Here is an 18,835-nt window from a genome sequence, read left to right as displayed (position 1 = left end):
GCGAGCGGACCGGCACCGACGGCCGCCGCGATGTCGGTCGTGGTGGATGACTGTTTCGCTCACGGGGTGTGATGAAACGATGACGAGGCCTCCGGGTGCGGATTTCCGCGGTTCTACTGAGCTGCATGAACAGCCAGACCAATCCCTCTGTCCGTCGTCGGCGCGCCGTTCCGTTTTCCGTGGGAATCGCGCTCGCCGCTGCGATCGGCGTTCTCGGGCTCGGTGCCTGCGATGACTCGGACGACACGAGCAAGGCCACCGTGGGCCGGGCCGATTCGACCGCGTCCTCGGGCGGCGCCGGCCGGGAACCCTCCGGTGTCGGGAACAAGAACGCGAAGCTCGCCAAGTTGTTGTGGATGGGTGACTCCATCGGCGAAGTCGAGGCCCCCGCGCTGGGCGCGGCGATGAAGGCCGACGGCACCGAGTTCAAGTCGATCGCGGCTGCCGGTGGCGGTGGCGTCATCGGCGAGGTCGCCGAACCCACCTGGGACCAACTGCCCAAGGAACTCGGCTCCTTCAAGCCCAACGTCGTCGTCTACCAGATCACGACCTACGACTGGGGCAAGTCCGAGGAACAACGCGCGAGTTACGAACGACTGGTCAAGACGGTGACCGACGCGGGCGCCGAACTCGTCATCGTGTCCGCGCCGCCGTTCCGGATCGACGACTTCTACAAGCCGCACGAGGCCGAGATCAAGTCCGCCCCGAAGTCGGCCAAGGACGTGGCGGACAAGCATCCGGGCAAGGTGCACTTCCTCGACGCCGCGGCCCTGTGGGGCACCGACGGCGCCGCCGCCAAGGCGCAGCGCAGCGACGACGGCATCCACTCGTGTCAGCAGGGCGCTGCCGCGTTCGCCCACTGGTTGGGCAAGGAACTCGGCAGGCAGTACTCCTTCACACCGGCGGCGGCGGACCGCTGGGCCACCGGCGCGTGGACCGGCGACAAGGTGTACGCACGCCTCGGCTGCAAGTAGTCGACCCGGGGCGACGCGCTCGCCTCCCCCGGCCACATTCGATCGAGGGGCGGAACGGGCCCGGGCTCGTTCCGCCCCCGCGTCTTTCGGAGAACTACCCCATGCCTGCGCAGACTTCCCCTCGGCGTACCCATCGGCGGGTTCCTACGCCGTCCGCAACGCCCATGCCACCCACGCCGCCCGCGACGGCCGCGAATCCGCCCACCTCCGCCAGAGCGCACATCGGGCCACTGGACGGTCTGCGCGGTGTGGCCGTCGCGGCGGTACTGCTCTTTCACGCCGGAAACTTCGGCGGCGGCTTCCTGGGCGTCGACCTGTTCTTCGTGCTGTCCGGCTACCTGATCACCGGGCTGCTGCTCAAGGAGGCGGCGGCCCGCAACGGCCGCATCGACCTCGTCGCGTTCTGGGGCCGCCGGGCCCGCCGCCTCCTGCCCGCGCTCGCCGCCATGGTGTCCGGCACCCTGCTGTCGGTATGGGCATTCGGCTCGCCCGCGCTGCTTCGGAACGCGCTCGACGACGGCCCGTGGGTGGTGGCGAATCTCGCCAACTGGCACTACATCGCGGACCGAATGGGCTATTGGAACTCCGGCGACACCCGCGTCTTCAGCCATCTGTGGAGCATCGCCGTCGAGGAGCAGTTCTATCTGTTCTGGCCGCTGGTCCCGGTCCTGGTGGCCCGAGGCAGGCACGCGGGCCGCAACGTCGCCGTCGTCGCGGCGACGGGGGCCCTCGCCTCGCTCGTGCTGATGCTCCACCTCGCCGATCCGATCGACAGCACCCGAGTGTACGAAGGCACCGACACGCGCGCCTTCTCCCTGCTCCTGGGCGCGCTGATGGCCACCGGGCCGGCCACTCGCGCGGTGGCCCGACTGGGCGAGCGCCCGGCCGGATGGATCTCGCTCGCCCTGGTGTGCGGCATCGGCGCGTACTGGGTCTTGGCCGACGGAGAGGATTCCCCGTCACTGTTCCAGGGGGGAATGTTCCTGCACGCGCTGGCCGCCGCGGTCCTCGTCTCGTGCCTCACCCGGGCACCGGGCAGCCCCGTCGGCCGGGTCCTGGGCTGCGCCGCGATGCGCTGGACCGGTCTGATCTCGTACAGCCTCACCTGTGGCACTGGCCGGCTTATCTGCTGCTGGACAAGGAACGCCTCGGCTTCGCGGGCTGGGGACGGACCGCCGTCATCGTGGTCGTTTCCGTCGCCGCCGCCGTACTTTCCAAGCTCCTGGTGGAGGATCCGATCCGTTTCCGGGCCCGGTGGGCGCGTGGGCGCACCGGGGCCATTGCCCTGGTGGCCACGTTCGCCGCGATGGCCGCCCTGTGGGCGGTCGTACCGGAGCCGCACGGCGGGGCGGCCTCCGTGGATGTCACCCAACTGGTCGACGAATATTGACGGTTCCGGACACGACGACCGGTGATCGAAGCAGGTTCACGATTGCGGGAAGCTGTACCGGTAACCCTGCTCGTCGAACCACGCCAGGAGCTTCTCGAGGGCCTGGAAGGACTGTTCGCGATTGCCGCCCCCGTCGTGCATCAAAACGGTGGGACCCTTGGCCAGTTGTTGTTGGACGCGGGTGACGATGGTGTCGACTCCGGGGCGCTGGTAGTCGCTCGGGTCGACGTTCCAACCGAGGGGCCGCATGCCGTGATCGGCGGCGACCCGGCGGCTTTCCGGGGTGAACGCGCCACCGGGTGCGCGGTGGTACCAGATCCGTCGGCCTCCCGACGCCTGGTCGATCATGTTCTTGGCGTCGAGGATCTCCTGCGTCTGGTAGTCGACGGGCTTCTTGTCCATGCCGGTGTCGTGATGCACCGAGTGGTTGCACAGGCGGTGGCCGGCGTCGACGATCTTTCCGAGCAGTTCGGGGTTGGCCTTGGCGGCGGGTCCCAGGACGCAGAACACGGCCTTGGCGTTGTGCTTCTTCAGCAGATCCAGGAAGCGGGGCGTCCACACGGCGTCCGGGCCGTCGTCGAGAGTGAGGTCGACCGACTTGCCGCCGTCCTCCGAGTGCCGCGAGATCGATGGATCGACCTTGCCGCTCTCCGTCGAACGCGGGTCGGTCGGCGTTTCGGCATCGGCGGTGCCCGGCACCGGGCGGGCCGCCTGGTGGGTGTCGCCGACGCGTTGCCTCGCCGGTCCGTCGGAGCCGCCGGCGCAACTCGCGAGAGCCGCTGCGGTCACGACGAGGGCCATTGCCCCACCCACGCCCTTCGCCATGCCGCCGCGACGTATTCCACCGATCGTCATGGGTATTCCTGTCTCGATATCCCGGGTCCTGGTTCGACTGCTCGCCGAGCCAAACACGTTCGGGTATCGAAACCGGAGGCTGTCATCGTCTCGTCACATATCCCGCACGGAGCCGTCATCCCGGGACCATATGGTGGTCAACGAGGCTCTGAGCTGTACGAACAGGCGCCGGATTTGATACCCCGCAATCCGTCGTAAAGTCGAACGGCACCGCCGACTGCCACATAATCCATATGATCCGTCGGGACGACTCAGCAGGGAATTGTCACCACCATGCCACGCGTATTGCTTATCGAAGACGACCCCGCGGTCCAAAGAGGCGTCGCCATCGCACTGCGGCGACGCGGCCACGAGGTCGCCGTCGCGCCCACCGGGGAGGCCGGACTCGCCACGCTGGAGGACTTTCGCCCCGACCTCGTCCTGCTGGACCTGATGCTGCCGGGCATGAACGGCCTGGAGGTGTGCCGCCGGATCCGGGAGCGACACCAACTCCCGATCATCATCCTCACCGCGCGCGGCGACGACATGGACGTCGTGGTCGGCCTGGAGGCGGGCGCGGACGACTACGTCGTCAAACCGGCCGGCGGCGAGGTCCTGGGCGCCCGCGTCAAGGCGGCCCTGCGCCGCGCAGTTCCCGCCGACCCCGACGACCCCATCGCCGGGGACCCGATCGCGCCCCGGGTCGACCGGTACGGCGACCTGACGATCGACCGGGCCGCGCTCATCGTGTCCAAGAACGGAACCGAACTCACCCTCGCGCCCTCCGAACTCAAGCTGCTGCTGTACCTGTCCGCCTCCGCCGGGCGCGTGTACAGCCGCGACATCCTCCTCGAACGGGTCTGGGAGCACAGCTACGCCGGCGACGCCCGGCTGGTCGACGCGTGCGTGTTGCGCCTGCGCGGGAAGGTCGAGGACGACCCGCGCCGCCCCCGCTACGTGCAGACGGTTCGCGGATTCGGCTATCGCTTCGGTCCGCTGTGACCACGTCCACCGGGTCCACCGCGCGTTCCGCGCGCGGGGCGCCGCGCGCTCGCGGACGCCGGTTGTCGCTGCGTGGCCTGCGCCCCCGGCTGATCGTCGCGTTTGTCCTGGTCGCCGCGTTCAGCGCGCTGATCACCTCCGCGCTGACGTTCGACAAGGCCCGCGACGCGATCCTCGACCGCACCGAGGACGCCGCGACCGACGAACTGCGTGCCCAACTCGACGCGCGCGCACCCGATCTGGCGTATCCGCCCAGTGCCGAGAACCTGCTGGAGCTGACCGTACTGCTCAACCGCGCGGGCACCCCGCGCAACTGGCGCACGCACGTGTCGTACCAGGACGGCCCGCTCGTCCCCGCCGAGGCGCCGGGCGATCCGGGCGCGATCACCGCCGCCCTGCGATCCGCGGTGTTGCGGAAGAACGGCGCGGTGGCCCAGCGCGTCGCGCGGCCCGGCGGCCCGTGGCTGGTCGTCGGCATGCCGATCCTCCACGCGGGGCCCGAGAGCACCCCCACCCGGATCGTGGTGTACGCCGAAATGTCGCTGCGCGGCGAACAGGCCGACATCCACGCCCTGGTCACCGCGGCCCGCTACGGCGCGATCCCCGCCGTCGGACTCGCCCTCGTCCCGGCGCTCGTCGCCGCCGCACACGTGCTGCGCCCGGTACGGCGGCTGCGCGCGGGGGCGCACCGGATCACCGAGGGCGACCTCGACACCCGCATCCCCGTCCGCGGCAACGACGAACTTGCGGATCTGACCACGACGTTCAACACCATGGCCGACACCATCGAACGCGACGCCACCGAACTGCGCCGCCTCGAAGCCGGCGCCCGCCGGTTCGCCGCCGACGTCTCGCACGAACTGCGCACCCCCCTCGCGGCGATGGTCGCCGTCACCGAGGTCCTCGACGAGGACACCGCCCATCTGGACCCCGACACCTCCGAGGCACTGCGCCTGGTGGCCGAGGAGACCCGCAAACTCGCGCGCATGGTCGACGACCTCATGGAGATCTCCCGCTTCGACGCGGGCGCCGCGGTCCTGCACACCGACGAGGTCGACGTCGCCGGCTCGGTACGCCGAACCCTGCGCGCCCGCGGCTGGAGCGACCGGGTCGACACAGAACTCCCGGACGGGATCCGAGTCGTCCTGGACCCTCGACGCTTCGACGTCGCCCTCGCCAACCTGGTCGGCAACGCGCTGCGGCACGGCGGCGACCCCGTCCGGGTCGTGCTGCGCCGCGCCGACGACCGGGTCGCCGTCGATGTCGTCGACCACGGCCCCGGCCTCGATCCGGCCGTACTCGCGCACATCTTCGACCGCTTCTACAAGGCCGACTCGGCCCGGACCCGATCCGACGGCAGCGGCCTGGGACTTGCCATCGCGCGCGAGAACATCCACCTGCACGGCGGTACCCTGCGCGCGGCCTCCAGCGCGGGCGAGGGCACCGTGTTCACCATCGAACTCCCGCTCGTACCACCGGTCGTCGTGCCGGACACCCGACATCCGGAGGACCAGTGAAGCTCGCCATCACCGTGACCGCCGCCGTCATGGCCGCCCTCGTCGCCGGATGCGGCATCTCGACCACGACGCCACACGGAGTCGGCCCCCCGGCCAGGGGCGTTCCCCAGGTCGGCGCCGCCCCCGACCGCACGCGCCTGTTCTTCTCGACCTCCGACGGTGTCCGAGCCGTGTCCCGACCCACCGACACGTCCCTCGACCCCGGCCAGGCGATCGCGTTGCTCCTGAAGGGACCGACCGAGGCCGAACAGCGGCGGGGATTTACGACCGCCCTGGCGGAGGTGGCCGGCCGGGTCGACGTCGACACCGGAGACGGCAGCGTCACGCTCACGCTGCCGCTCGACGCCGGCCGCGTGCCGGTGGACGCGATCCATCAACTCACCTGCACCGCGGCCAACGCCCGCGTTCCGGGCGGCCAAGCCGCCACCGACGTCGACGTCAACTTTCGCGAACTCGGCAAGCCGGGCGTGTGGGGCCCGCTGCACTGCGACATCGCCGGCTACAACGCGCAGCCCGAACGGCCCACTGCCCCGGCGAGCCGATCCGGCTGAACCTCGGGCCGGGGGCCCGGGCGGGTCACCATGTCGCCATAGAACGGACAGCGGCCGTGAACCGGCAATCCGCATGGGGAGATACCCACACCTGCCTCCCCTCGGCACGCAACGATGGTGTCGATCGAAACGGGGGTCGTGTGCGGATCGTGCGCGCGGCGCCTCCGACAGGCGCCGTACGGAGAGGACGTGGCGGGCGATGGGCTTACAACCGGTGAGAGTGGCGGCCGGATGTCTGGTGGTGGTCGTACTCATGGGGCTAACGGTCGGGTGCGGTGGTTCCCCGCCCACGCGGCGCCCGTTGCCCGCGGCGGTTGTCGGAGCGCCGGCGGCGACACCACCCGCCACGCCGCCGGCCGCGCCGCCGCCCGCGTGCGATCCGTGGGCCAGTCTGCGGCCGACGAACGCCGACGACGGGCAGGCGATCGCCCGGATCCGGCAGCGCGGACTCCTGGTCGCGGGCGTCGATCTCAACAGTTACCTGTGGGGGTCCGTCGACCCGGCGACGGGCGAGGTCGTCGGGTTCGACATCGACATCGTGTGGGCGATCGCCCGCGGGATCCTGGGCCCGGGCGCCCGGGTCAAGTTCGTGACCATGTCCCCCGACCAGCGGGTACCGCGGCTCCGGGCAGGGGACGTCGACGTGATGGTGCGGACGATGACCATCACGTGTCAACGCAAGACCGAAGTGGCCTTCTCCACCGTCTACTTCCGCAGCGGCCAGCAACTCGTGGTACCCAAGGGATCGCCCGTGCAGGCATTCGACGCGTCGCTGCGCGGACGGCGGGTGTGCGTGGGCGCCGGCACCACGGCCGTGGACGTGCTGGCACAGGCCAACCTCGGTGCGATCGTCGACCTCTCCGACAACCATCTCGACTGCCTGGTGCGCCTACAGGAGGGTCGGACCGACGCGATCCTCACACACGGTTCACTCGCCGCGGGACTCGCCGCACAGGACCCGATGATCCGCGTATTGGAACCACGCCTGGACGAAACGCTGTACGGCGTCGCGATGAACCTCAACGACACCGACCTCGTCCGCCGGGTCAACGCGATCCTGGAGAACTACCGCGCAGGCGGCCCGAACAGCCCATGGATGGTCTCCTACCGAAAGTGGCTGGCCGCGAACCTCTCCGACCCCACCGCGGCTGCACCCCCCGCCCGCTACGTGGACTGAGCGGCGGGCCGCGAGGTCGACCACCTCACGGCCCGCCGCCCGGGCATCTCGCCTCACCCAACGGGTCGTCAGCCCGCGATCTCGGCCACCTTGGACAGCTGGCCGGTGATCATCGCGGACGGCACCTCGGCCGGGCCGGCCTGTGCGAACGACGCCATCTGCATGGCGACGTTGCCCTTCACGGCCACCACGAGGTAGGCGTACAGGCGTCCGTTCGTGGGGTGGTCGTCGCGCATCCGAAACGCCACGGTGTCCGCGCCGTTGCGTCCGACGGAGACCTCGGTGATCGTGTACCGGTCGACCGTGCCGTCGTCGTTGGTCTCGGAGAACGACGAGCAGACCTTGAGCGCCGCGACGTACGCGTCGAACTCCTGCTTCAGCACCGCGTGTCGGCCGCTCGACAGTTCGGTGACCACACCCTCGGTGGGTTGTACGGTCGCGTCGAGGGTCGTCTTGCGATACTTCTGCTGAATCGCGGCGGTGCGCTGGTCCAGTGAGGTGTCCATCAAGGGTGCACAACGCGGGTCGGACAGTCGGGGTGCGGCCTCGGGCGTCGCGGGTTCCGGGGCCTCGGCCGAGTACTCCGCCGGAATCTCCTGCGCGTTGAGCAGGGCCGCCGTCAGTGTGTCGGCGGTCGGCATCGTCCTGCTCTCGGCGCTCTGCGTGGCCGAAGGCTTGGCCGTGGGCCGCACCGGCTCGGACGGGGAACTCCCCGTGTCCGGAGGCATCTTGTCGAGCCGGGAGAGCTGGGCGCTCACGAACGGGCCGGTATCGGCGGGGTCGCCCTTGCCCGGCGTCGCGAACGACGTGACGGCGAGACCGGTGGTGCCCCGGAGAACCAGGGTGTTGACGGCGGTGCCGAGCAGTCGGCCGTTGCCGGAAACCGCGACCTTGTACGAGACGCTGTCCTTGCCCCGCACGCCGACCTTGACGTCGGTCACGGCGAAGGTCGTGACGTCGCCGCCTTCGGTGAGTGTGTAGTGCGCGCAGGAACTCAGCGCCTTGATCCCGTCGTCGAGTTGCTTTTGCAGCACATCGCGCGGCGCGCTGGACAGGCTCACCCGCACCGAGTCGTCCGACTCCGGGTCCGCGGGAGCGAGGGCGTACGACCGCTCGGCGTGGCCGACCGGGTGCGACGTGCCGCCGCTGCCGAGCGCCACACATTCGGCGGGGCTGACCACCTGGCCCGGCTTGTCCGGTGACCGTTCGTTCGACACCTTGCCGCCGCCGTATCCGGCGGGGAGGTCCTTGCCGTCGATGAGGACCGCGGACAACTGCCGGTCCGTCGCCGGGGTCGCGTTCTTGTCCCCCTTGCCGCTGTCGGCGGATGTCGAAGCGGACACGGACGGCTCGTCCTTGGCGTCGCCGCCCGACTTTTCGCAGGCCGTAAGGCCGAAGAGCGCGAGCGCGGTCAGCGGTACAACAACTTTGGTCGCAGCGCGACGCGGCATGGTGATACGCACCGTGAACCCCCCAGTTCGGTGTCTGTCGCGGACCACGACGCCGCCGTGTATGTGACGCGGGTACCCGTAACCCCCCTGGTGCCGGGTACCCGACGGCGGCGCCGTGCTTGTGATCACGACCCTAAAGCCGCGAACCGCGCTCGCCGGCCGCTGTTACCGGAACGGCACGATCCGGGGACACATGTGACATCCGGGCCCCGCGGCCGCACGCTGCCCGCGGGGCGTCACCCGGCCGGGGTTTCGGGGGTGGCCTCGTGCAGCACCCGGAGCAGTTCCGTCAGGAACTCCTTGGGGCGCTCGATGTGCACGCTGTGGCCCGCGCCCTCGATCACCGCCTCCCGGACCGGGCCGCCGGCCGCCGCGTAGCGGGCCAGGACGGCGCGGGTCTGGGCAATCATCGGCTGGGCCGGGCAGTGCTCCGCGCCGGGCCAGCCGGGAACGGCGCCCAGTGCGCCCAGGTGGGCCAGGTCGAAGAGCGAGGTGTCCGAGACGATCACGTCGGCCGAGCCCCGCAGCCACAACACCGGGGGCCGGGCCTCGGCGAGTTCCAGGTCGTCGATCCGAAAGTGCGTCGGCGCCAGGCAGTTGAGCACGCCGCGGTCGCCCGGAGCCAGGCCCGGCCAGACCTCGCTGGTGCGGGAGTCGCCGGGGTAGTGGTCGTCGCCGACCCGGGTGGTGAGCATCGAGGCGACATAGGCGTCGGCCGGCTCCACGGGCGCATTGACGTAGCACGCGTCGAACACCGCGCGGGGTGACAGCGGTGACTCCCCGCCGGTCTCGCCGGCCGCCAGCAACCGCACGAACTCCGGGTTCGCGGCGCCGCCGCCGGAGCCCGCGCCGTCCGGGCTGTTCAGCCGGCCGTCGATCCCGTGCGTGCCGCCGAACCCGTACGGCGAGACCGGGTTGACCAGGGTCACCGAGCGCAACCGCTCGGCGTGGTCCCGCAGTTGTTGCAGGACCACGCCTCCGCCCAGGCTCCAGCCGACCAGGTGTACCCGGCCCAGGTCGAGCGCCTCGATCAACGCGCTCAGATCGTCGCTGTAGTCGCGCAGGCCGCGGGTCGCGTCCACCGGCAGCGGGTCGGTGTCGCCGAAGCCGCGCAGGTCGAGCGCGATCGGCCGGTAGTGCGCGGGCAGTTCGAGCATCGCCTGTCGCCAAAAGAGCGAGGACGACACGTTGCCGTGCACGAAGACCACCGGCTCACCGGAACGTCCTTCAATCTGCAGGCAGTTGACGGTGAGCCGGGAGGTCGCGATCCGACCGGCGGCGATGGTGGGCAGCAGCATCCTTGATTCCTTCAGTCGAGCCAGCCGGCGACCTTGGCCGCGACCGTGGTGTTCCAGCCGAGTTCGAGGTGGTTGGCGCCGGCGACCAGCGCGGTCCCGCCGACCGTACCGACTCCGGTGGTGTCCAGGGCACTGGAGACGAAGACCACGCCGTCGCTGGGCCCTCGGTTCTCGTTGAAGATGCCGAGGATGCTCGGTGTACCGCCGGCCAGCAGGAAGGTGCGGACCTGGGCGGGGATGCCGGCCTGGTGCAGCGGTGTGATCAACGAGCCCGCGGCGATGGCGGGTTGGATGCCGGTGCCGTCGGTGTAGAACCCCTGGCCGCCGTAGTACGTGGTGTACCAGTCCTGTTGGCTCTGGTCGACCCCGTACGTACCGTCCCAGCGGGCCAACATCTGCCGCTGCCCCGGGTAGTCGTCGTAGCCGCCGGTCGGGGTGAACGCGTACTCCGGGTGTGCCTGATACGTCCCGTAGCACGTCATGCGCAGGTGCGGCGAGGGCGCGTTGACCTTGCCGCCGCACTCCGGCCAGATGCTGAAATCGTGCGCCCAGCCGTGCGCGAAGGGGTAGTCGTAGCCGCCGTTGGGGCCGCCCAGGGTGACCAGCCGCCGTACGTCGCCGGCGTACGGCCGCCCCCAGGAGGGCTTGACCGAGGAGACGTACGCCCTGGTGGACATCTCGCCCTTGCTCCAGCCGACCAGATCCACCTGGGGAACGCCCAACCGGGCGCGGATCAACGCGACCGCGTCGCCCACCTCCTGAGCCTGCATCAGGTTGTCGCCCTGCTTGTGCGCGAAGCCGATGGCGAAGACCCGGTATCCCCGCGTGGAGAGGTACTGCATCAGACCGGTGTTCGGGCAGGACGCCGTCCCGCACCCGTAGCCGCCCGACTCGCCCGGGTTGGCCCAGGCCCGGTCCGGGTTGTCGTTGGCGCCGTGCACCAGCAGCACCGGCACCTGGTGTGCGCCGCTGTTCCAGCCGGGCGCGGAGTAGAGCAGGAAGCGCCCGGAATACGGCTGCTTCACCCCGCCGAAGAAGGTCAGGCGCTGACCGTCCTGGTCACCGCGACCGTCCGGCGGGTACTGCTCCTGGTGGAAACCGGCGGTGGTGTCGAGATAACGCTCGACGCGCTCCCAGCCGTTGGCCGGCGAGGTGTAGCTCGCCTCCATCGTGAGGTAGGCCGGCGCCGCGGCCGAGGCGGCCGGCGCTGCGACGAGCCCGGTCAGCAGCGCGAGCAACACCGCGAGAATCCAGCCGCCCGACTTCCGCACCATCGTCAACTCCTCCGCCCGGCGGGCCCGGAGCGGCCCGCCCCGACACGGTAGGCGGGACACGTGGGCCGGGCCCATGAGGATGGCCCACACGACGAGCGGCCGGAGGTGTGGGTCACACCCCTGGTCCGGGGTCGACCGAGCGACGACGTACCGGTCCGTGCGCCGGTGCAATCGCCGTGCGCCGGCGGCCGATCCGGCGGCCGGTGTGCTCCGCGACCATGCCCGGGCGCCGACATGTGTGGCTCGTCGCCATGGACGACATCCGGGTACGCCCGTACCGTCGTGCGGATGCGCGGCGCTCCGGCGCGGCGCCCCGGCATGGCGCTCCCGCGCGGTACGGGCGTATCCCACCACTCTCCGAAGGAGCCGGCGATGGCGGACACCACGGAAGGCGGCGCCGTGCGCGTCGACACCGGCCGCACGGTCCACGTGCCGGGAGCCGAACGCCAACAGGTCGTGCCCCTCGCGGATTTGACCACCGTCGGCACCGCCGTCACGGGGCACACCGTCCTCGCGGACTGGGAAAACCTGCACGCGTCCGGGACCCCACGGCCCGAACGTCCGGTGCCGGGGCTGCAGATCGACGGCTGCTTCCCCGCCGAGACCCGGCTGAATCCCCATCACGGTTGGCACCACGACGCGCAGTTCGTACTGCGCCTCCCCGACGACTGGAACGGCAAACTGGTCGTCACCGCCGCCCCGGGGATCCGCCGCCAATACGCCACCGACCGCATCATCGCCGACGGGGCGCTGGCCGCCGGCTATGCCTACGCGGCCACCGACAAGGGCAACTCCGGCCCCGACTTCCACACCGCGGGGCGCCGCCCCGGCGACGCGCTCGTCGACTGGTCCCGGCGCCTGTACGAACTCGCCGTAGCCGCACGCCTGGTGGTGCGCCGCCACTACGGCACGGAGGCGCACCGCACCTACGTCACCGGGATCTCCAACGGCGGCTACCTGACGCGCGCTCAGCTGGAGCGGCACCCGGACCTGTACGACGGCGGCGTGGACTGGGAGGGCCCGCTGTGGTTGGCCGAAGGACCCAACCTGTTCACCTACCTGCCGACGGCCCTGGCCCACTATCCGCGCTACCGGGACGGCGGTGATCCGGACGCGGCGGCACGGCTGATCGACGCGGGGCTGCCGGCCGGCTCGGAGTTCCTGTGGGACATCCACCACCGGACCTACTGGGATGCCACCCAACGCACATACCGGGCCGTCTTCGACCCGCACCACCCCGGCCCGGGTCTACCGCCCGCCGGAGTCCCCTTCGCCGGCCCCGGCGAAGCGGGCAGCGACGCCGACTACGACTACCCGAACCGCCCCCGCGCCGTACACGAGGCCGTCGCCCGGGTCGCGCTCACCGGGGCGATCGGCAAGCCGCTGCTCTCCCTGCACGGGACCCTCGACGCGTTCCTGCCCATCACGCTGCACTCCGACCGCTACGCCGACCTCGTCGCCGCCGCCGGTCGCGGCCGGCTGCACCGCCAGTACCGCATCGAAGGCGGCAACCACGTCGACGGGTTCTGCGACCTCTTCCCCGCTCGGCTGCGTCCGCTCCTACCCGCGTACCGCACCGTGTTCAAGGCCCTCGAAGACTGGGTCGAACACGGCACGAACCCGCCGTCGAACCGCACGGTGGCCTGGAACGACGACGTCGACGACGGCGACATCGGCACGTGGTGACCCCCGGTCGGGGCCGCTCGATACGCGCCGGGCGACACCGCCGCATCCGCAGGCCCGACATGGCGCCTCGGCCCACGGCACACCCCACGACCATGGCGACGGACTCCATGTGCCCGCAGGCTCGCCTTTCCTACGATATGGCCATGGCAACCAGTGCGATCACCGGCGACCTCTCGCCCACTCCCCCCGACGACCCCTTCCTCGCCGGACGCGTCGTGTTGGTGACCGGGGCGGCGAGCGGGATCGGACGCGCCTGCGCCCTCGCGTTCGCCGCCGCCGGCGCACACGTGCACGTCGTGGACATCGCAGCCGACGCGGCCGAGGCGGTGGCCGAGGAGATCGGCGGCACCGCGCACGGGACCGATCTGGCCGACCCGGATGCCGTGGACGCCCTGCCGACCCGGGTCGACATCGTGGTCAACAACGCCGGTCTGCAACACGTGGCGCCGATCCAGGAGTTCCCCCTCGAACGGTTCGCCCTCATCCACAAGGTGATGGTGGAGGCGCCGTTTCGCATCATGCGCCGCGTCCTGCCGCACATGTACGCGCGGAACTGGGGGCGCATCGTCAACATCTCCTCGGTGCACGGTCTGCGGGCGAGCGCGTTCAAGTCGGCGTATGTGAGCGCCAAGCACGCCCTGGAGGGGCTGAGCAAAGTAGCCGCCCTGGAGGGCGCCCCGCACGGGGTGACCAGCAACTGCGTGTGCCCCGGCTACGTCCGCACGCCGCTGATCGAGGGCCAGATCGCCGCCCAGGCCGCCGCGCACGGAATCCCCGCCGACGACGTCGTCCGCGACATCCTGCTGGAACGCACGGCGATCAAACGGCTGATCGAGCCCGAGGAGGTCGCCGCGGCGGCCCTGTACCTGTGCGGACCGCACGCCCGCCACGTCACCGGCACGTCCTTCGTCCTCGACGGCGGCTGGACCGCACACTGACTCGCACGGCGAACGGACGGACGGACCACCATGGCAGAGCAACACCCCACGCGACCCGCGCGGTTCGCCCGGGATCTCCTCGACCTCCTCTCCGCGGACGCGACCGCCGAGGACTTCCGGGCCCTGGCCGCGCAGGCCCGCGCGGCCGGTGCCGCGCCCGACGATCTCGCGGACCTCGACGACGCCACGGCGAAGGCCCTGCGCATCCGTGGCACGCTGCGTGAACACCGGCGTCGGGAGCGGGAGTTGACCGCGCTGTTCGACACCGCGAGCGACCTGGCGGCGCTGCGCGACCTGGACTCGGTGCTGCGCTCGATCGTCCGACGGGCGCGGATGTTGCTGGGCACCGACACCGCGTACCTCACCCTGCCCGACGAGGAGGCCGGCGACACCTACATGCGGGTGACCGACGGATCGGTCTCCCCGATCTTCCAGGCCCTGCGCCTGGGCCTCGGGGACGGCCTCGGCGGCCTCGTCGCACAGACCGCGCGACCGTACGCGACCCCCGACTACCGCACGGACACCCGTTTCCGGCACGTCGATCGGGTCGACGAGGGCGTACTCGACGAGGGTCTGGTCGCCATCCTCGGCGTGCCCCTCCTGCTGGGTTCCACGCGCGGGGACGGGGGCAAGGTCGTCGGTGTCCTGATGGCGGCCGACCGGGCGCCGCGCACGTTCGGCGGCGACGAAGTGGCGCTGATGAGTTCGCTGGCCACGCACGCCGCCATCGCCATCGACACCGCGCGCGCCATGGCCGACACCCGTGCGGCGCTCACGGAACTGGCCGAGGCGAACACCGTGATCCGGGCCCACGCCAACGCGGTGCAGCGCGCCGAGGAGGCGCACGACAAACTCACCGATCTGGTGCTGCGCGGCGGCGACCTGCCGGACGTGGCCGCCGCGGTCGCCGAACTCCTCGGCGGGGCGGTCGCCATCCACGACACCGCCGGCCTGGACCTGACCGGCACCACGACGGACGACGGCTCCACCCCGCTCGACGGTGCCGAACTGGTCCGCGCCGCCGAGGAGTCGCACGCGCTCGGACGCGCGGTGGCGTGGCACGGCGGGTGGGTCTGCGCCGTCCTGGCCGGGCCCGAGGCGCTCGGCAGCCTGGTGCTGCGTCGCGCCGATCTCGACGACGCCGACCGGCACGTCTTCGAGCGGGCCGGCGTCGTGGCCGCGCTCCTGCTGCTGCTGCGCCGCTCGGTCGCGGAGACGGAGAACCGGGTCCGCGGCGAGTTGCTGGCCGACCTGCTGACCGATCCCGACCGCGATCCCGTGACGCTGTCGGCCCGGGCGCGGCGTTCCGGGATCGACCTCGACCGCCCCCACCTGGTCCTCGTCGCCGACACCGCGACGTCGGGCCGGGAGCGGCTCGCGGCGCGCGCCCGGCAATACCTGTTCGCGGGCAGCGGCGTGACCGCGCAGCACGCCGGGTCCACGGTGTTGCTCCTGCCGGACGACGGCACACCGCCCGGCGAGGCGGCCCGACGCGCCGCGAGCCGGCTCGGGGTACGTATCGGAGCGCCGGTCACCGTCGCCGCGGCGGGTCCCGCCGTCGGTGCGCGCGGCATCGCCGCGGCCCACGCCGAGGCGGCCCGCTGCCTGCGCGCCCTGATCGTGCTGGGCCGCACCGGCGACGGCGCGTGCGCCGCGGAGCTGGGGTTCCTGGGCGTCGTACTCGGCGGCCGGCAGGACGTCGACACGTTCGTCGGCGACGCGTTGGGCCCGCTGCTGGCGTACGACGCGCGGCGCGGCACGGAGCTGGTGCGCACGCTCCGGGTCTACTTCGCGTGCGGCGGCAGCCTGACCCGCGCCAAGGACGAACTGCACATCCACGTCAACACGGTCGTACAACGCCTGGACCGCGTCGAAGCCCTCCTGGGCCCGGACTGGAACGGGCCGCAGCAGGCACTCGAACTGCAACTCGCCCTGCGCCTGCACCAACTCACCGAACGCCCGCCGGCGGTCGTCACCGAGAGCTGCGCTCCCCCACCCCCGGGTCGATGATGTGAGATGGGCGCGCGACGCCCTTCCGTATCCCACACCGAGGAGGCGGCAGCATGACTGCCACGAACGACCCGTACCACGACGAGACGGCCTTGCCGCACGAAACCGCCGCCGCGGACGAACACCGCCGCGTCGCGGGCGTGTTCACCGAGCGGGTACACGGCGTGCCGGCCGCCGCGTGGGACAACCCGGCACCGTGCGAGGGGTGGACCGCCCGGGACGTGGTGCGCCATCTGGTCGAGTGGTTCCCGGCGTTTCTCCGATCGGGCGCCGGGATCGAACTGCCGAAGGGGCCGCCGGTGGACGACGACCCGGAGGCCGCCTGGACCGTGCACAACGAGGCGGTGCAGGCCCTCCTCGACGACCCCGCCACCACCGGCAAGATGTTGGTGAACCCGAATATCGGCGAACTGCCGCTGAGCGAGGCGATCGACCGGTTCTATACGGTCGACGTCTTCATGCACACCTGGGACCTGGCCCGGGCGACCGGCCAGGACGAGCGGCTGGACCAGGCCACGTGCGCCCGGCTCCTGGAAGGGATGTTGCCGCTCGACGAAGTCCTGCGCGGCAGCGGCCACTACGGCCCCCGGGTCGAGGTCCCGGAGGACGCCGACGCACAAACCCGCCTGCTCGCCTTCATCGGCCGCACCCCCTGACTCCCGCCGCCGCTGCGCGGGGGCGGGAGTCGGGTCTCGGGCCGGGAGTCAGGTCTCCGGGGGTTGTCAGACCTTCGACGAGACGGCGGCGACCGCCGGGTCGGTGGTCCCCGCACCGCGCTTCGGCGCGACCTTGCGGGCGTCTCGGCGGCGGGACATCGTGGCGCGGGGGCGGGGGATCGCGGCCGGGCCGGGGAGCGCGAAGCTCCGGGTCGAGACCTGAAAACCGTTGACGCACAGGACTTCGAGCCGGGCGCCCACCCCCACGGCGTCGGGCAGTTCCATGGTCGTGGTCGAACGTCCGCCCGGTTCCAACCGGAAGTGCTCCCCGGGCGACGGCTTCACCGGGCCGCCCTCCACGTCGCCGGGAGCGAACCGGAGGTGCATCGCGGTCGGGGCCACGGCCCGCGGGTCCGCGACCGTCGCGATCTCCAGGACGGCGGAGCCCGAACGGGCGACCAGGCGGACGTCGATCTCGGGGCCGGGTTCGCCGTAAGGGTTATGGGCGGTTCGACCACACGGGTCGCAGGACACGGTGACCCGGTCCATGACGCCCGGGTACAGGCTGGTGTACACCACACGCTCGCCGTCGTTCCCGCAGCGAGCGCAGGGTTTGGCGGGGCCGACCCGTACGACCTGGTGGGTCGCGATCAGCGCGTCGCAGAGGTGGTCGAACCAGCCCGGGTGCTCGATCAGGCGAGCCAGCGCGTGCGTCCAGCGCGACGCGTGCTCGCTCACCTCCCGCGCGAGCGCGGCACCCGTCGGGTCCGTGGCACCGCCGGCGGTGGCACCGGCGTCACCGGCGCGTACGGCCGCGAGGATCGAGGCCTGTGCCTCGTCGTTGTGCAGGCGCATCGCACGCAGCGATCTGGCGCCCGGAGCCGTCGTGCGGCTCCGGAGTTGCGCGTCCAGGTAGTGGTGGATCCGGTCCACCGTCGCGATGTCCTCCAGCCACGAGGCGATCCGTGTGGTGGATGTCGCGATCGTGACAGACTCGCCATTGAGCCTGTCACCGTGATGAGTGACGGTCACCTGTTCCTCCGAGGATGAGGCTCGGGCCATTGCCCGGCCGAGTACTCGGAACCTGTCCACGCTTCGACGACGCTGTCGAAACGACAGGCCCCGAAATCCGGTTCACCACGGGTGCGGTTCCCCGGTGGGGCTGACCAACCCCGCCGACAATTTTCCGCTCGTGTCGCGCCGTTGCCTAGTGGTTCAGGTGGCGAGACTGCGAGGGTGGGGCCGACAATCTCGGGGCCTGCGTAACGGGAAGCGAGCCGTTCCGGATGGATGAATCACCCAATTCGGCTCATGGGCGGGGCCACGGGTTGGGCGAGCACGTGGCGCTGCCGGTGACGAGGGTCAACGTCTGCTGCATCATCACCGGCGCGGGTGCGCCCGACCGGTCACACGTCTCGTGCATGTGACCGAGGCGATGGCCGACTTCGTGGTTGATCAGCATGCGTCGGTAGTTCGCCAGGTCGTCGCCGTACGTCGTGGATCCCGTCGCCCACCGCCACGCGTTGATCATCACCCGCCGGGTGGAGGCGACGTTGCACGAGACACGTTGTTCGCCGGTGTCCAGGCCGTCCTTGGCGCACCACGTGTTGACGGTTCCGGTACTGGCGAGGGTCACGACGAAGTCGGAGTCGCCCGAACCCACCCGTTCCAGGGCGATGGTCCCGTCGCCACCCCAACTGTGCGTGTCGTTGAGCGTCTCGTGCACGGCGCGCGCGAAGTATGTGGCGTCGATCGACAGGCCCTCCTCGATCTGTATGCGATAGCGCAGTACGCGTGTCCCGCCCCTGGCCTCGTCGTGGCCCGGAACGGTACGGAACCGTCCCGAGAGCGCGAGGTCGGCCGGTATCTCCGAGCGTGCCGCGAGCCACTCCTCGTACGGGCGGGTATCCGCGGCGCCGGTGACGTACTTCTCATCCTTGTCGTCTTTTTTGTCCGAGAGTCGGCAGCCGGCAGTCGCCAGGAGCAGGCCGGACGCCAGGAGGGCGGCGAGGATCGACTTGAGGGCCGAGTTCACGATGGGTCGGGCTTCCCGTCTGTCGTGGTGAGCACGGACATC

General features: G+C 71.2%; 15 protein-coding genes and 1 pseudogene. 10 read left to right on the top strand and 6 right to left on the bottom strand.

Annotated elements, in window-relative coordinates:
• Positions 1-125: 125 nt before the first annotated feature.
• Positions 126-974, top strand: a complete 849-nt coding sequence (locus ACWGR4_RS31395) for an SGNH/GDSL hydrolase family protein (RefSeq protein ID WP_452132660.1) — start codon at positions 126-128, stop codon at positions 972-974.
• A gap of 101 nt (positions 975-1,075) precedes the next feature.
• Positions 1,076-2,364: pseudogene (locus ACWGR4_RS31390) on the top strand (acyltransferase family protein).
• Positions 2,365-2,400: 36 nt separating this feature from the next.
• On the opposite strand, the gene ACWGR4_RS31385 reads toward ACWGR4_RS31390, so the two are convergent.
• Positions 2,401-3,189: a polysaccharide deacetylase family protein gene (locus ACWGR4_RS31385; RefSeq protein ID WP_452132676.1), complete on the bottom strand. Its 789-nt coding sequence runs from the start codon at positions 3,187-3,189 to the stop codon at positions 2,401-2,403.
• Between the two features lie 303 nt (positions 3,190-3,492).
• Here ACWGR4_RS31385 and ACWGR4_RS31380 point away from each other — a divergent pair, with 303 nt between their 5' ends.
• The 4 genes from ACWGR4_RS31380 to ACWGR4_RS31365 all read left to right on the top strand — a co-directional run bounded on the left by ACWGR4_RS31380 (position 3,493) and on the right by ACWGR4_RS31365 (position 7,445).
• Positions 3,493-4,200: a response regulator gene (locus ACWGR4_RS31380; protein ID WP_452132661.1), complete on the top strand. Its 708-nt coding sequence runs from the start codon at positions 3,493-3,495 to the stop codon at positions 4,198-4,200.
• A 62-nt stretch (positions 4,201-4,262) separates the two neighbouring features.
• Positions 4,263-5,717: an ATP-binding protein gene (locus ACWGR4_RS31375; RefSeq protein ID WP_452132662.1), complete on the top strand. Its 1,455-nt coding sequence runs from the start codon at positions 4,263-4,265 to the stop codon at positions 5,715-5,717.
• A complete protein-coding gene (locus ACWGR4_RS31370; RefSeq protein ID WP_452132663.1) occupies positions 5,714-6,268 on the top strand; it encodes a hypothetical protein in 555 nt (184 codons plus the stop codon). Before ACWGR4_RS31375 ends, ACWGR4_RS31370 begins: the two co-directional genes overlap by 4 nt.
• 301 nt (positions 6,269-6,569) lie before the next feature.
• A complete protein-coding gene (locus tag ACWGR4_RS31365) occupies positions 6,570-7,445 on the top strand; it encodes a glutamate ABC transporter substrate-binding protein (protein WP_452132664.1) in 876 nt (291 codons plus the stop codon).
• 68 nt (positions 7,446-7,513) lie between these two features.
• On the opposite strand, the gene ACWGR4_RS31360 is transcribed toward ACWGR4_RS31365, so the two are convergent.
• The 3 genes from ACWGR4_RS31360 to ACWGR4_RS31350 form a co-directional block, all read right to left on the bottom strand.
• On the bottom strand, positions 7,514-8,896 hold the full coding sequence (locus ACWGR4_RS31360; RefSeq protein WP_452132665.1) for a hypothetical protein: 1,383 nt from the start codon (positions 8,894-8,896) through the stop codon (positions 7,514-7,516).
• A gap of 236 nt (positions 8,897-9,132) precedes the next feature.
• Positions 9,133-10,194: an alpha/beta fold hydrolase gene (locus ACWGR4_RS31355; RefSeq protein ID WP_452132666.1), complete on the bottom strand. Its 1,062-nt coding sequence runs from the start codon at positions 10,192-10,194 to the stop codon at positions 9,133-9,135.
• Between the two features lie 11 nt (positions 10,195-10,205).
• Positions 10,206-11,468, bottom strand: coding sequence for an esterase/lipase family protein (locus ACWGR4_RS31350; RefSeq protein ID WP_452132667.1), 1,263 nt, complete (start codon positions 11,466-11,468; stop codon positions 10,206-10,208).
• A gap of 372 nt (positions 11,469-11,840) precedes the next feature.
• Here ACWGR4_RS31350 and ACWGR4_RS31345 point away from each other — a divergent pair, with 372 nt between their 5' ends.
• The 4 genes from ACWGR4_RS31345 to ACWGR4_RS31330 all read left to right on the top strand — a co-directional run bounded on the left by ACWGR4_RS31345 (position 11,841) and on the right by ACWGR4_RS31330 (position 16,758).
• The gene (locus ACWGR4_RS31345; RefSeq protein WP_452132668.1) at positions 11,841-13,154 is read left to right on the top strand and encodes a tannase/feruloyl esterase family alpha/beta hydrolase; all 1,314 of its coding nucleotides are present in this window, start codon (positions 11,841-11,843) and stop codon (positions 13,152-13,154) included.
• Positions 13,155-13,297: 143 nt separating this feature from the next.
• The gene (locus ACWGR4_RS31340; RefSeq protein ID WP_452132669.1) at positions 13,298-14,092 is read left to right on the top strand and encodes a 3-hydroxybutyrate dehydrogenase; all 795 of its coding nucleotides are present in this window, start codon (positions 13,298-13,300) and stop codon (positions 14,090-14,092) included.
• Between the two features lie 30 nt (positions 14,093-14,122).
• Complete coding sequence (locus tag ACWGR4_RS31335) at positions 14,123-16,102, top strand: helix-turn-helix domain-containing protein (protein ID WP_452132670.1); 1,980 nt, start codon at positions 14,123-14,125, stop codon at positions 16,100-16,102.
• Positions 16,103-16,155: 53 nt separating this feature from the next.
• A complete protein-coding gene (locus ACWGR4_RS31330; protein ID WP_452132671.1) occupies positions 16,156-16,758 on the top strand; it encodes a TIGR03086 family metal-binding protein in 603 nt (200 codons plus the stop codon).
• Positions 16,759-16,824: 66 nt separating this feature from the next.
• On the opposite strand, the gene ACWGR4_RS31325 is transcribed toward ACWGR4_RS31330, so the two are convergent.
• Positions 16,825-17,790, bottom strand: coding sequence for a hypothetical protein (locus ACWGR4_RS31325; protein ID WP_452132672.1), 966 nt, complete (start codon positions 17,788-17,790; stop codon positions 16,825-16,827).
• A gap of 277 nt (positions 17,791-18,067) precedes the next feature.
• Positions 18,068-18,793, bottom strand: coding sequence for a DUF3152 domain-containing protein (locus ACWGR4_RS31320; RefSeq protein WP_452132673.1), 726 nt, complete (start codon positions 18,791-18,793; stop codon positions 18,068-18,070).
• Between the last annotated feature and the right edge of the window lie 42 nt (positions 18,794-18,835).

Source organism: Embleya sp. NPDC055664, assembly GCF_053618075.1.
This window is presented reverse-complemented; position numbering and strand designations above follow the sequence as displayed.